Raw genomic sequence first — 13326 nt, forward strand, 5'->3', positions numbered from 1 at the left:
TAAAGATCATTAGAGTAGCTGCATTCTATTTTGCACTTTTACTTAATCATTTAAACCTTAAAATTTAGTTTTAGCATGCCGGACTCTTTTGCAGTGATAAATATGATAACAACGAGTGGACCTATTAAAAATCCAATAAAACCGAAAAGCTTTGCTCCGATAAACATAGCTATAAGGATTGCTAATGGAGATATACCCATTTGGGTTCCCATCAACTTTGGTTCCACTGCTCTACGTATTATTAGTAAAACGACAGCTAAAATAGCCAATTTGGTTCCCATCACCATGTCTCCAGTTAAATAATGATAAATAGCCCAAGGTGCTAAAATAGCTATTGAACCTAATATAGGGATGATATCGATTATCCAAATGACAACAGCCATTATTAAAGCATATTTTGGTGTAATAATAAGCAGTAACCCAAGGAATGCTGCACCTAAAATGATGAAGCTTGCTATAATTTGGGCTTTCATAAATCCAATAGCCACTTTTTTTATACTAGCAAACATAAATCGTACTTTACTTGCAGTATTATCAGTTAAATAATAAAAAAACTTTACTTGTAAATTATGCAAATCTAACATAAATAAAAAAAGAGCAATAATAAAAACTATAAAACTAACTAAGAAGTTTGGAATATTCGTCAGTAATGCAGTAATATTGCTATAGCTAAGGATATCTAGCACGGCATCTCTCATACTTTCTAGTGTAGCGTCAAATTTATTTTGAATTGATTCTACTACTTCTTTAGGGAGTCCTTCTGTATATCGAAATAAACTGTTTTGCATATCAATCCATAATCCAGTCCAGTTATTAATATATGTAGGAATAGTCTGAGAGGTATAAATAAGCTGGCTAAAGAGTTTTGTTATTATTAAATATAAAAGTCCGGAAATGACACTGATAAAAAGAGCAAAATTTGTTATGACTGCAGGTTTCCGCTTCCATTTAAATGTTTTTTGAGTGAACTTTACAATTGGCTCAATTATAATAGCAGTCAGTAATGCGAGTATAATAGGTATGGAAACTGGAAGGATAAATATTATTAACAACAAAAGAAAAATGCTTACAAAAAGATATTTTATATATTCCTTTTTAAAAAGATTTAAGACCATCATACACTCCTTTTCTATCGTTTATTAACAGTATAGACAAATTAGTAAATTTTGAACAGAAAAAACGCAAGAGAATGAAACTCTTGCGTTTTAGGATATTCCTATTATGCGTGAATTTCAAAAGCAGCTAACTCTGTTTTTACTGCAGCTAATGTTTGTTCACTTGATTTTAGTAAATGTTTTGGGAAAACTTCATTTTCACCATATTCAACACCATGAGGATAATAGTGTTTTCCTATAACAGGTTTTAAAAGAGTAATGTTCGCATCATGAGCACCTACATCGCCATCTTTTGTAAAACCAAATACTCGAAGATAAAAAGTACCTTCTTTGATTATATACTTTTTATCATATGTTACACGTTCATAATCCCATTGACCTGCACGAACTAAACCATGCTTTTTCATAAGATCGTCTAATATATTTAGATCAATGACAGTGTTTTCTATACCAGTGTTTTCGAAATACATTAAATTGTCCTCCCTCACGTTCATATTCCAAATAGAATCTGTTCCTACTAATATTAATGCAAATTTCATAATGTTGCAATGGTAACATTGTGTCTTTCTAGTTAAGCTTGGTATACTAGGAGAAATGGGGGAAGAAAAAGGTGAAAAAGATATGATGAATAATCTAATTAGAATTGTTATCGCTATAGCTATAGTACTAGTGATATTTATATATTTTGATAATCCTGTACATGAAAACAAACTGATAACTGGTTCCAATAATTCTGGTCAAGTAATTCCTGATACTACTCCAGAAGTTGTGGAGGTGGAGACGGTATTTACACGTCCTAAAGATGGCATTTCAACATTAGTAGGAGAATCGGCCCAATCGGTTGTGGAGATGTTAGGAAAACCAACTAGAACCGAGCCATCAGCATTTGGTTATGAATGGTGGGTGTACAATCAATCTCTTACAACTTATTTATTAATAGGTATAGAAGGAGACAAAGTAACTCAAGCCTTTGCAGCTGGAAAAAATGTAGAAGTGGCTCCATATAAAATTGGGCAACAACTAGCTGATATATATCGATTTACACTAGTACAATCGGAAATTACATTTTCCATAGATTCAAATACGTATACTTTTACACTTTCGGAAGAGGACATAAACAATAGAATACTAGTTCAGTTTGATAATTTATTTGCTATGTTATACATTGATACAGAAAGTCAACAATTAGAAGCAGTGAGATTTACAGATCCAAAGACTATTTTGTTACATAAGCCATATGATATTTTATATAACGGAATCATGGTAGAAGCAAAAACTCCCGACTCTCTTTCACAAGTAGCAATAGATCGTGCCAATGAGCGTCAAATTTATGAACTGACAAACGTATATCGTTATCGGAATGGTCTTCAACTTTTAGTATCTGATAATGAATTGCAAAATATAGCGATGGCTAATAGTGAAGAAATGGCTAGAAACAATATTGTGGCCAATGAAAAATTTGAAGTATCTAAGTTTAGTGATCAATTGAAAGAATCATCCATTGAATTTTCTAGTGCTGCCGGTAATACAGCTGCTTTTTACTTTGATGCTGGGGAAGCTGTAAATGGTTGGTTGAACTCTAAAGACCATCGAGAAATCTTATTAGGTAAAGACTTTACACATACTGGTATTGGGGTATACGGTAGCTATTATACTCAAAACTTTATCGAACGAAAAGTAGTAAATACACCCAAAAACATACCTCAATAATTAGTTAGAGACAAAGGTACCTTCACTATCCAAATACAAAGACCGAATATGCAAAGGCACTTGATGAAGAGCAGCGAATGTAGCTGCTCTTTTTTGTATGACTTCGATTGGCTCATCAATCTTTTCTTCAAGCTCTTTATAAGTCATAAAAGGAATAAGTTCCACATTGTCACTAGTAAACGGATCTGACGTCATTATACCAGGTACATCTTTATAAAATTCAACTACATCTGCATTCAAATGATAGCCATAGACTACTGCTGTTAAATCACTACCTCCTCTTCCTAATGTAGTGAAATTATGGGTGCTTTCTGAAAAACCTTGAAAACCAGGAACGATAACACAATGGAAATTTTTAAATGCTTGGTTTACAGAACTAAGATCTACTTTCTTTATAAGAGCATTTCCATACGTATCGTTCGTAATAATGCCAGCACTTTTCCCATAAAGAAGAGTAGAAGATATTCCTTGCGCTTTAAGTTCTGTTGTTAATACGGCACTCGAGATTAGTTCTCCACATGCGGAGAGTAAATCAGTTTCAATACTACTGTCGTTTAAAGGAAGCAAATCTAAAAGAGTATCAGTTGCATAGGGCTTTCCTCTACGTCCCATTGCTGAAACAACGACAAGAACCTGTTGATGGGTATTAATTGCTTGTTGGATTCGTTGTATTACTAATTGTCTGTTCTGATGATTTTGCATGGCAATACCGCCAAATTTTTGAACAATCATAATCTCAACCACTCTATTCGTGACATTTCAAACACTCCGTTCATACGATACAGGGAATTCATTTTACTGTATGCGATTTTACAAGAATGGTGTAGGGAGTGTGGTACTATTTATCCGTTAAACGAACTTTTAGAAGGATTAACATATAGGATTATCGGTGACTTTTCAATATGCCGTAAGAGCAAAATCATCAATTATTCAAAGCAAATTAAAGAAGGGGATATTTTTGTTTCCGAAAGAAATAATCTTCGCATTATTGATGAAGCAATTCAACTAGGGGCAATTGCAATAATTTCAGAAGTTTTTATAGCTGACTGCAGTGTTCCTCAGATTATTATTCCTTCGGATTTGGACCGGTTAAAGCAGAAAATTAGTGAAAAAACATACGAACTATATGGAACCAAAATGAAAACTGTAGCAATAACAGGTACTAATGGTAAAACTACAGTTGCATCTTTCATTGCTCAATTACTCATGCAGCAAAGGAAATCGGTTTGTGTAATCGGAACACTAGGCGTGTTTATAAACGGTAGGCAGTTGAAGCAAAATTTCCGAAATAATACTACATTGCCATTTTATGATTTTATCCAAATTGTTCAGCATTGTTCCAAGCATTCTGTTGAGTTCATTATATTAGAAGCATCTTCTCAAGGATTATTGGACAATCGATTGGGAAGCTATCCAATCGATATCGGTGTATTTTTAAATATTGGAAAAGATCATCTTGAATTTCATGGGGGAATGGTTCCCTACAAGAAATCAAAAGAATTACTCGTCCCGTTATGTAAAAAACTAGTAGTTAACGCAGATGACGAATGGTGTAGATCAGTAGCAGAAAATTCTTTTTTACCTATTACTAGTTTCGGTATAGATACTCGTAATGCGGTTTCTTTTAAACAGGAAAATGAAACAGAAGACGAGATAATATATAAATTTAAAGTAAAGAACGAAGAGATTGAAGTACGAATGAGAAATAGTGGATTTTATAACGGGATGAATCTCGCTGCAGCACTTGCGTCGTTAAGGACTTTGAATATCCCGCTACAAAATGTAAAACCAGTAACACTTCCAACTGGTAGATTTCAACAAATTGATAACCTTAAGGGGATAAAAGTATTCATCGACTATGCGCATACTCCCGATGCTCTGGAAGTATGTCTTACAACTATTAAATCCTTCGCTAAAAATAATATTTACGTTGTTTTTGGATGTGGAGGAGATAGAGATAAGAAAAAAAGAAACGAAATGGGGAAAGTTGCGACAACTTTTGCAACAAAGGCTATAATCACCTCGGATAATCCGCGTAGTGAAAGTCCAGCAGATATTATTAAAGATATTGTAAGAGGATTAGATGTACAGAAGTTTCAAATAGAACTAGATCGCAAAAAAGCTATTATATATGCTTTACAAATGGCGCAAGCAGGGGATACCGTGTTAATAGCAGGAAAGGGACATGAACAAGAGCAAATTTTACATGACCTTGTAGTCCCTTTTTCTGATCGTGATGTAGTTAATACCTATTTTGAAGAAGAGGGCGGGTTAATCACAAAAAATGATCCAGTAGCATAAGCTATTTTTCTTCCATCCGGTTGTGTTACCGTACATTCCATAACTATCGTTTGACGACCCTTATGTAGGTATTTAGCAGTTGCGATTAAGGTTTTTTCTGTTGATGCTTTAACATAATGAATTGTCATATTCGTTGTAACTGCACCTTTGCCCTCAGGGTGTAGATCCTTGTTGATTAAAAAACCCATCGCATTATCGGAAAGTGTAGCAATAATACCGCCATGAGGCATATTGAAACTATTATGCGAGATTGGAGTTATTGGCATCGTGACAGTACATTGGCCTTCGTCATACTGGGTGTCCATTTGAAATACAGCATTTAAGTATGTAGGTGCTTCATTTTGTTGTTTTTGTTGAATCGCATTTAGAAAGTTATTTACTAGGCTAAGTTCTTGTTCTGATGCGTTTTCTGTCACTGTTTCAAATAAATTTTGTAGTTTGTTCATTATTTTCTCCTAACAATAAGTTAATAGTTTGGCATTTATTTTTACTTTTCTGGTATGATTAACAAGATTGGAGGTTAATCAAAATGATTATGACAAACGAATGGGTCGAGATAATGGATCAATCGGATATATTATGTACTATGATTCTTTCCTCTGAACAATTTTATCAATACTTAGATGCACATCGTGCTGTATATACAGATACATCTTTAGTAGGTGAGGTTAATAGCTTCACTAGGCTAAAAGAGCAATACGAAGAGGTTCAACGTTTCGGGAAATACCATCCTGATTATTCGAAAGTTATGAAAGACATCCGAGTAACTAAACGAAAATTAGATATGGTAGATGCAGTGGCGAACTTGAAAGTCGCTGAGAACGAATTGCAGGACTTACTGGACGAAGTGAGTTTATTAATTGGTAAATCTGTTTCAGAAGGTGTTAAAGTTCCTGTTAGTAACCCATTTTTTGCTTCTTCGGGTTCTAGTTGTGGAAGTGGCTGCGGTACAGGTGGATCTTGTTCTTGTTCAGCCTAAAGTTTCAAAAGTTATGAGATGTGTGCATAAAATGCACACATCTTTTTTTAACGGAACTTTTAAGATTGAATAATGCTACTGATTTCCGTTTCAGGTGGACGCTTTCCGCGGGCGTTGCCTCAGCCTCCTCACTTCGTTGCGGGGTCTTCGCCTAACGCTTATCCCGCTGGAGTCGCCACCCTCCACTCCAATCAATATAAAAGGTAGTTCTCAACTCTGAGATAAAGCAAAGTAAATAGCCGAGACAATAATAGTAATTCAAATTATTATAGGGATAAACTGTCTGCATGATTAGGTAAATAATTTATTATGGAAGAAGAAAGTAAATAAATTCTCTTTTATCGGAGTCCATTTCATCCCTACTTATATTAAGATAGAATACGTATGTTTATGTGGGTTTATATCCATTTATCCAATTATATAAAGTGGATCTAGTTGATTGGAGCGCAGAGCAGCGACTCCGGTGGGAACAGCGCGAGCTGAAGACCCTGGACAGAGCGTAAGCGAAGGAAGCGGCTGAAGCCGTGCCCACGGAAAGCGTCTGCTCGGAGCGGAAATCAACGTTGTTTGGATACTATTGCTATTCGGTTTATTAAATTGACTTATATAGCTGTACTTTGCTTCTTCAATTAGACACTAATCTAATTTCAAAACTTCCATTGCTAAGTCGGGTCTGTCGGTAATTATTCCTTTAGCGCCATTACTGATAAGTTTTTTCATCACTTCTGGATCATTAATTGTCCAATAGTGAACAGGGATATTTAATGAATTCAAAAACTTTATAAATCCAGGATTATCAAGTGGAAATACATTTGATTTGACTGGAATCTGAAAAACATCTGCCTTTGGATGATATAGATGTTTTAGTTTGCTTGAGTATGCTGTATAGGCTTTTCTTACTTCTTTTTCACTGGCAGCAATTGCAACCGAGTTTTGTGCATATAGGTTAAATCTATCTAGTTGATCATCATAAAAACTCGCAACCACAACTCGATCGAATGCTTGATGTTCCTCTAAAAGTCTCCAAAGTTTTGAAGGCATTAAACTACCTTCATAGGTATTGGGTGCATCTTTCATATCCATATTGATAAGCATCTGTGGATATGAATTTAATAATTCCCCTAAAGTGATAATCTGTTCTCCACAATTTTTGTAAGAAGGAACTCCTTCAATATCTAAGAAATGATGCCCAAGATCTGCTTCTTTCAATTGGGCTAACGTATAATCAGATATTCTACCAGTAAAGTTAGTAACTCTGTTTAATTCTTCATCATGAAATACAACTATCTCTTCATCTTTTGTCAGTCTTATATCAATTTCAAAACCATGGACTCCAAGTTTGGCGGCTTGTTCAAATGCAGAAGGAGAGCATTCGGGTGCAAGAGCGGAGCCCCCACGATGAGCCAATATAATAGGTTGTTCATATTCCAATGCTTTTTTGGTGGTACGACTTTCGGGTTTAGAAAGTACTTTAGTACTAGCCCATGCTGCACCTGCAGCAGCAGCAAGTGCGAAAGCTACATTTGATTTTTTACCCATAGTTTCAATTCCTCCTTAAAAGAGTAAAATGTTTTTTTAAAAATATATAGGCATTTTCCTATTATATCTAAAGAACACAAAACTGTCAGTTAGTTGTTGTTGCTATCAAATTCCTCCCTATGTTATTCTTGAGAGGAAGAAATGAGGGGAAAAGTATGACAGAAAGACAAGGACTAATTGTCTATGTACATCATTTAAAACAAGCTAAATCCTTGCGAAAGTTTGGTCACGTTCATTATATTTCTAAAAGACAAAAATATGTCGTATTATATTGCGATCAAGATCAAATTGACGTTGCTAAGCAAAAGATGAACAAACTGCCTTATGTCAAGGAAATTTTAGAGTCATATAGACCGTTTTTAAAAACTGAATTTGAAAATAGTAAACCAGATAAAGCAAAAGAATACGATTACAAAATCGGACTGTAACTAGCCTATTGAAGCGGTGGTATTAAATTGTTTAAACGTAAGATACCGATTATATACTGATAATATAAATTAACATCCACATAGATGGAAGAATGTTTTATATCGACTGTTACAGGTTGGATAGCTATTTCGTTTAAAGCTTCCTTAAAAATACTGAGTCGTTTAGATTCTTTTTGGGTTTCAACAATACCCTCTCGACATATATATATGGGAAAGAAATTTGCAGTATTTACTGGTTTTAGAGCAATTGCTATGGAAAAATATCTTATATCGTCTTTAGTTGAAGAAAATATAAATGCTTGGTGTATACGCTCTTTGTTTACTTTTGCGAGTTCACATAGCTCGTAAATATCGCCATAACCTTCGCCTAGTTCTATAAAACGTTGGATCAATTGAAAACACTTCCTTTCTCATATATCTTACCACTTTGTTGGAGGACAATTCTATGAAATTTGTTTTAAGTTTTTTATGCCTATTCCTAATTGTAACTAATAGTGTTTTGCTCTTATTTCAATATGATGCGTACTCTTCAGGATTAGAAGAGAATGGACAAGTATTCTTCTATGAACAGGATGTAGAGATGAAAGTAAAAAAGGATAAGATTGTTATTAAACAACATTTTATCAATCTTCCTGAGGAAGAAGTTATTGTAACATGGCCGATTATTAGCGAAAATAGAAGCTGTGATTTAGATACGAGTGATAGTTGCAACCGCTTAACTGAAGACATGACTACGTTTAAAGCAGAAGAAAACTCTAAACAGAGCATTTCCTATGAAATTCCTTTAGTAGACGGTTTAAAGGATGGCCAATTAATCCTAGACTTCCTAGTTAAAATAGAAACTGGGGCTGTTTCGCTAACTTCACTTCAAATTACAGATGAACTAAAAAGAGGCGGTATGTGGGTATCGGGATTGCCTTTAATCGGTAAAACTTCCCTTGAGCTAATCGATTATTCACTTTCTATTGGTGCCGGGAATGTAGAAGAATTATATTGGCAGCAGAATGTCTTGCCTATCCAATATGAAGATGATTATTTTACAGTATACGCTTCGACTACTTTGCCGGATGAAATCACTAACTTACTTGGGGAATTAGATTATATGAATAGCGAACATTTAGCTGTAATTTTTGAGAAAAACAAAAGTAATATTGATGCTTCTCGAATTGCGTTTGTTCAACAGGAGGATATTGCTTCTATTCAAAATGAACTTATCGTTAAGAATATACAAGCACAATATGAATTACCTCGAGAGGATCAATTGATAGCTGAAGTCCTAAGTAGCTTTTTGTTAGACTTGCCTGTTGGCTCTCCAAAATCCAGTTGGATGTACGAAACGATAACAAATTATTTAACTTCCGAACAACGAAAGAAGTTTCAAACTGCTTTACTTAACAACAAACAACAACTTACTGCAGCGAAGTTTGATGAGATTTTGACAGATATTATCAATCTAAAAACCTCCTTCTTTGTTTTGAATGAGCAGGCAGGTGCTGAAAATTTCCCATTATTATTTGAAGATTATAGACCCTTATATATCAATGAGTTACAACAGGAAAAGATAAAAGTTCTTTTTAAGGATGGCAAAATTCTTTATGAAGCAGAACCGCTGCTTTCTAATTTGGGATATACACTTAACCACACAGACAAGGGTTTATATGTGCAAAATGCAACAAGAGCTTTTCGTTTTCCGATTCAAGAACCTTTCTATGTATTAAATGAAAAAAGATATGATGCTTTATCAGAACCATTTGAAGATATAGGTTCGCAGTTGTATATTGAAGAAGCGTGGATGATACGTTTGTTTTTAGTGAATATTGAAAAACAAGAAAAACGTATAAATATTACACAATCCGCACTATTTTAGCATTGGAGTGTAGTTATGAGAGTAATATCAGGTTCGAGGAAAGGACTGCCATTAAAAGCAGTCTCTGGAATGAATACAAGACCTACCACCGATAAGGTAAAAGAGTCTATTTTTAATATGATTGGTCCATATTTTGATGGCGGTATTGCCGTTGACCTGTTTGCAGGCAGTGGTAACTTGGGTATCGAATCTTTAAGTAGAGGTATTGATACATGTATTTTTATCGAAAAAGATCCAAAAGCTATCCAAACTATAAAAGATAATTTGACGAAGTGTCGTTTGGAGGATTCTGGTGAAATATTCAAAGCTGATGCTACGAGAGCGGTAAAGGCTATTGAGAAAAGAGAACTCAAAATTGACTTATTATTTGTGGATCCTCCATATGATAAGTTAGTGTATTATGACTTAGTTCAATCATTAGTAGATAAAGGATGTATGAGTAAATCTGCTATTATTGTTTGTGAACATGAGAAAAATGTCACACTTGAAAAATCATATGGTGACTTTGAGCTAGTGAAAAAAGAGATATATGGAGGTACGGTCATCTCTATTTATCGTTGCCTTAAAGAAGAGGAGAATTAAATTGGGAAAAATAGCAGTAGTGCCAGGAACTTTTGATCCAATTACGAATGGTCATTTAGATATTATAAATCGAGGAGCATCTATTTTTGGAGAAGTTTTTATCGTTGTTTTGAATAACTCATCCAAAAACCCACTTTTCTCTGTGGAGGAAAGAATGCAATTGATCATAGATGCTACTTCTCATTTGCCAAACGTCAAGGTTCAAACATTTTCAGGGTTATTGATAGATTATGCTGAAAGTGTAAATGCAAGTGTTATTATTCGTGGTTTACGGGCTGTTTCTGATTTTGAGTATGAAATGCAAATCACTTCTATGAATCGAGTACTAAATAATAAAATAGAAACATTCTTTATCATGACCAAAAATCAATATTCCTTCCTAAGCTCAAGTATCGTAAAAGAAGTAGCTAGGTATGGGGGCAAAATAGATGAACTTGTGCCATCTCATGTAGAGAAAGCATTAATAGAAAAATATAATACATATTAATGAATAGAGAACCTTGCAATTATGCAGGGTTCTTTTTTGAATATAGATAAAAATGCCTTATGCACAATATTCATGACGCTTTAAAGGATGAATAATACTGTTGTACTGTTATCAGGCAAACGCAGTTCAAGCTATCCTATTAAACTTTCTAAGGGTTAAGATAATAGAGGATAAGGGCAGTCAAAGTGAATGTATGGATATTACCGTCTGCCTAAACAGAGATATGATTTTGTAGTCTTAAAAGAGACATTATATCAGATTATGTATCTTTTATTATTTTTACTATTTCACAGTGTTATAAAAAGAAAAACAGTACTGGAATTATTAGCATATGAAGAAAGCGGAAAAGAATGTATTTACGAATACTGATATTTGCTTTTTGAGCAAGAACGATTATTTGCATATGAATACTTATACCACTAAAAGCAATAATAAAAGCAACTACTAAAGGTAATAGTGCGGAGCCTGACAACATTTCACCAGCTAAGCTAATCCCACCAGTCATTTCAAAGAGAGAGGCGACGAAAACAAGTAAGGTAGGGGAAATATTCGGTAAAATTTCTTTGACAGATTCAAATACGATAAAACTCACTGTAGTAAAAAATATAACCGTAGTACCGATTAGCAATAGTATTTGATACGTCTCTTTAATACTTTCCTGAAATGGAGATTCAGAAGGCTTTTGAATATGTGTACTTTGATGAATGGGTGGAGATAACACAATAAATACTAGCAAAAAAACTAAATTCACAGCATGTATAATGATTAAAAGTTTAATGCCAGCAATTTCTGCATGGAAAATTTCAATTCCTACAAAGCCTATAACAAACATTGGACTAGGTGCATGGCATATCGCAAGCAACCAACTTGCATTGTTTTTATTTAAAGTACCTATATCTTTTAACGATGTTATAACTGCAGCTCCACTTGGAAATCCACCTATTGCACTTAGCAAATAAATATTTAAATACATTTTATATTTGTTCGTAGTATTTAAAAACGAGTTTTTAGAACGAATAAATAGCTGTGTTATTACTAAGTAGGGGAGTAAATAGGGTAGTAAAGCGGTAGTGAAAATCCTCATTCCTTCTAGTGCACCTTTGTGGGCAACGCCAGGCTGTAAAAATAAAAGTATAATAAGTGCCCAACTACCGATTGTTATTAGTCTATGCATGTAAAATTCATCCTTTGTTCACATAAATTTTGTCAGAAAAAAATGGAAGTGATAAACTAATATTCAAATGTGTTGTAGAAAGAGAGGGATAATTAAATGAAGAAGAGAAATCCGATAATCCTTCTTTTCATAGTAGTAATAGTGTTAGCGTTAGGTTTTTATCCAATGGACTCTTATATTTCTAAACCAGGTGGTGCATACGAACTTGAACCATTTGTAGAAGTAGATGGTGGGGATCAGGATGACGAGGGTACATTGAGTCTCCTAACAATCGCACTAGCAAAAGCTACCCCGCTTACTTATGCTTTTGCCAAAATAACGGACAACCAAAAAATATACAAAGCAAATGAAATTCGCCAAGAAGACGAAGATGAAACAGAATATAATGTTCGTCAATTAAAGCTTATGTCTAATTCTCAATTTAATGCTATTTCAGTTGCATTTAACCGAGCAAATAAGCCCTACACTATATCAAATAATGGGATATTTATTTTTAACGTGGTGGATGATAGTGCAGCTGATGGAATATTAGAAGCTGGCGATAAAATTTTACAAATGGATGATATCGGAGAATTAACCGAAGAGTCTATAAGAACATACTTAACTGGCAAAGGAGAAGGCGATGTCATTCGTCTAAAGGTTGAGCGTGATGGAAAACAGTTGGATAAAGAAGTATCCCTTAAAACAATACCTGGAGTGCTTGAAACGCCAAGTATCGGTATTAGTTATACGGCAGACAAAAAAGTGGAAACAACTCCTGTCGTACATATTAACTCCGAAGATATTGGAGGACCATCTGCTGGACTAATGTTCACCTTGGAAATCTTAAATCAATTATTACCTGAAGATATTACGAAGGGCTATAAAATAGCAGGCACTGGTGAAATGGGTCCTGATGGGACAGTAGGTAGAATTGGTGGGATAGATTTAAAAGTTATAGCTGCGGACAATAAAGACATGGAAATAATGTTCGCGCCTGATGATGATATTGATCCAACTATTTTAGCAAATAATCCTGATTTGACATCTAATTATGAAGAAGCTCTAAAATCTGCAAGAAAAATAGGTACGAAAATGAAAATCGTACCTGTGAAAACGATTGATGATGCTCTTGCTTATTTAGATCAGTTAAAGCCCAAATAAG

At 34.3% G+C, this 13326-nt stretch carries 15 protein-coding genes; 8 read left to right on the forward strand and 7 right to left on the reverse strand.

All coding sequences use genetic code 11. The features are described 5' to 3' along the window. Positions 1 to 50: 50 nt before the first annotated feature. Together ytvI and MHI40_RS05535 are read right to left on the reverse strand one after the other, a co-directional pair. On the reverse strand, positions 51 to 1118 hold the full coding sequence (gene ytvI / locus MHI40_RS05530) for a sporulation integral membrane protein YtvI (RefSeq protein ID WP_340761851.1): 1068 nt from the start codon (positions 1116 to 1118) through the stop codon (positions 51 to 53). Between the two features lie 101 nt (positions 1119 to 1219). Continuing rightward, the gene (locus MHI40_RS05535; protein ID WP_340761852.1) at positions 1220 to 1585 is read right to left on the reverse strand and encodes a YugN family protein; all 366 of its coding nucleotides are present in this window, start codon (positions 1583 to 1585) and stop codon (positions 1220 to 1222) included. Positions 1586 to 1709: 124 nt separating this feature from the next. On the opposite strand from MHI40_RS05535, the gene MHI40_RS05540 reads away from it, so the two are divergent. Then, complete coding sequence (locus MHI40_RS05540) at positions 1710 to 2825, forward strand: CAP domain-containing protein (RefSeq protein WP_340761853.1); 1116 nt, start codon at positions 1710 to 1712, stop codon at positions 2823 to 2825. Here the strand turns inward: MHI40_RS05540 and MHI40_RS05545 are convergent, their stop codons facing one another. Then, the gene (locus tag MHI40_RS05545) at positions 2826 to 3557 is read right to left on the reverse strand and encodes an amino acid kinase family protein (RefSeq protein ID WP_340761855.1); all 732 of its coding nucleotides are present in this window, start codon (positions 3555 to 3557) and stop codon (positions 2826 to 2828) included. Between MHI40_RS05545 and MHI40_RS05550 the strand changes: the two genes are divergently transcribed. Further along, entirely contained in the window at positions 3546 to 5126 is a 1581-nt protein-coding gene (locus MHI40_RS05550; RefSeq protein ID WP_340761856.1) for a UDP-N-acetylmuramoyl-L-alanyl-D-glutamate--2,6-diaminopimelate ligase, read from the forward strand. The two genes, MHI40_RS05545 and MHI40_RS05550, sit on opposite strands and share 12 nt — an antisense overlap. Here the strand turns inward: MHI40_RS05550 and MHI40_RS05555 are convergent. Next, positions 5075 to 5572, reverse strand: a complete 498-nt coding sequence (locus tag MHI40_RS05555) for a PaaI family thioesterase (RefSeq protein ID WP_340761857.1) — start codon at positions 5570 to 5572, stop codon at positions 5075 to 5077. The two genes, MHI40_RS05550 and MHI40_RS05555, sit on opposite strands and share 52 nt — an antisense overlap. Before the next feature lie 83 nt (positions 5573 to 5655). On the opposite strand from MHI40_RS05555, the gene MHI40_RS05560 reads away from it, so the two are divergent. Next, positions 5656 to 6105, forward strand: a complete 450-nt coding sequence (locus MHI40_RS05560; RefSeq protein WP_093535364.1) for a YlbF family regulator — start codon at positions 5656 to 5658, stop codon at positions 6103 to 6105. Positions 6106 to 6741: 636 nt separating this feature from the next. Here MHI40_RS05560 and MHI40_RS05565 read toward each other — a convergent pair. After that, the gene (locus MHI40_RS05565; protein WP_093535362.1) at positions 6742 to 7644 is read right to left on the reverse strand and encodes a glycerophosphodiester phosphodiesterase; all 903 of its coding nucleotides are present in this window, start codon (positions 7642 to 7644) and stop codon (positions 6742 to 6744) included. A gap of 155 nt (positions 7645 to 7799) precedes the next feature. On the opposite strand from MHI40_RS05565, the gene MHI40_RS05570 reads away from it, so the two are divergent. Then, positions 7800 to 8072 (forward strand): YlbG family protein, encoded by a 273-nt coding sequence (locus MHI40_RS05570; protein ID WP_211893521.1) that lies wholly within the window; start codon positions 7800 to 7802, stop codon positions 8070 to 8072. A gap of 5 nt (positions 8073 to 8077) precedes the next feature. On the opposite strand, the gene MHI40_RS05575 is transcribed toward MHI40_RS05570, so the two are convergent. Beyond that, positions 8078 to 8464 (reverse strand): DUF7147 family protein, encoded by a 387-nt coding sequence (locus tag MHI40_RS05575; RefSeq protein WP_340761858.1) that lies wholly within the window; start codon positions 8462 to 8464, stop codon positions 8078 to 8080. Positions 8465 to 8517: 53 nt separating this feature from the next. Here MHI40_RS05575 and MHI40_RS05580 point away from each other — a divergent pair, with 53 nt between their 5' ends. Genes MHI40_RS05580 through coaD form a run of 3 tightly spaced genes read left to right on the forward strand, consistent with a single transcriptional unit; the run spans position 8518 to position 11008 of the window. Next, positions 8518 to 9939, forward strand: coding sequence for a hypothetical protein (locus MHI40_RS05580; RefSeq protein WP_340761859.1), 1422 nt, complete (start codon positions 8518 to 8520; stop codon positions 9937 to 9939). Positions 9940 to 9954: 15 nt separating this feature from the next. Further along, the gene (gene rsmD / locus MHI40_RS05585; RefSeq protein WP_340761860.1) at positions 9955 to 10521 is read left to right on the forward strand and encodes a 16S rRNA (guanine(966)-N(2))-methyltransferase RsmD; all 567 of its coding nucleotides are present in this window, start codon (positions 9955 to 9957) and stop codon (positions 10519 to 10521) included. Between the two features lies 1 nt (position 10522). Continuing rightward, entirely contained in the window at positions 10523 to 11008 is a 486-nt protein-coding gene (coaD, locus tag MHI40_RS05590; protein ID WP_093535354.1) for a pantetheine-phosphate adenylyltransferase, read from the forward strand. 295 nt (positions 11009 to 11303) lie between these two features. Here the strand turns inward: coaD and MHI40_RS05595 are convergent, their stop codons facing one another. After that, positions 11304 to 12182, reverse strand: coding sequence for a hypothetical protein (locus tag MHI40_RS05595; protein ID WP_340761861.1), 879 nt, complete (start codon positions 12180 to 12182; stop codon positions 11304 to 11306). A 96-nt stretch (positions 12183 to 12278) separates the two neighbouring features. Here MHI40_RS05595 and MHI40_RS05600 point away from each other — a divergent pair, with 96 nt between their 5' ends. Continuing rightward, positions 12279 to 13325: a SepM family pheromone-processing serine protease gene (locus tag MHI40_RS05600; RefSeq protein ID WP_093535350.1), complete on the forward strand. Its 1047-nt coding sequence runs from the start codon at positions 12279 to 12281 to the stop codon at positions 13323 to 13325. Position 13326 lies beyond the last annotated feature (1 nt).

This window comes from Psychrobacillus sp. FSL H8-0510 (assembly GCF_038008345.1).
Taxonomy (GTDB): Bacteria; Bacillota; Bacilli; order Bacillales_A; family Planococcaceae; genus Psychrobacillus; species Psychrobacillus psychrotolerans.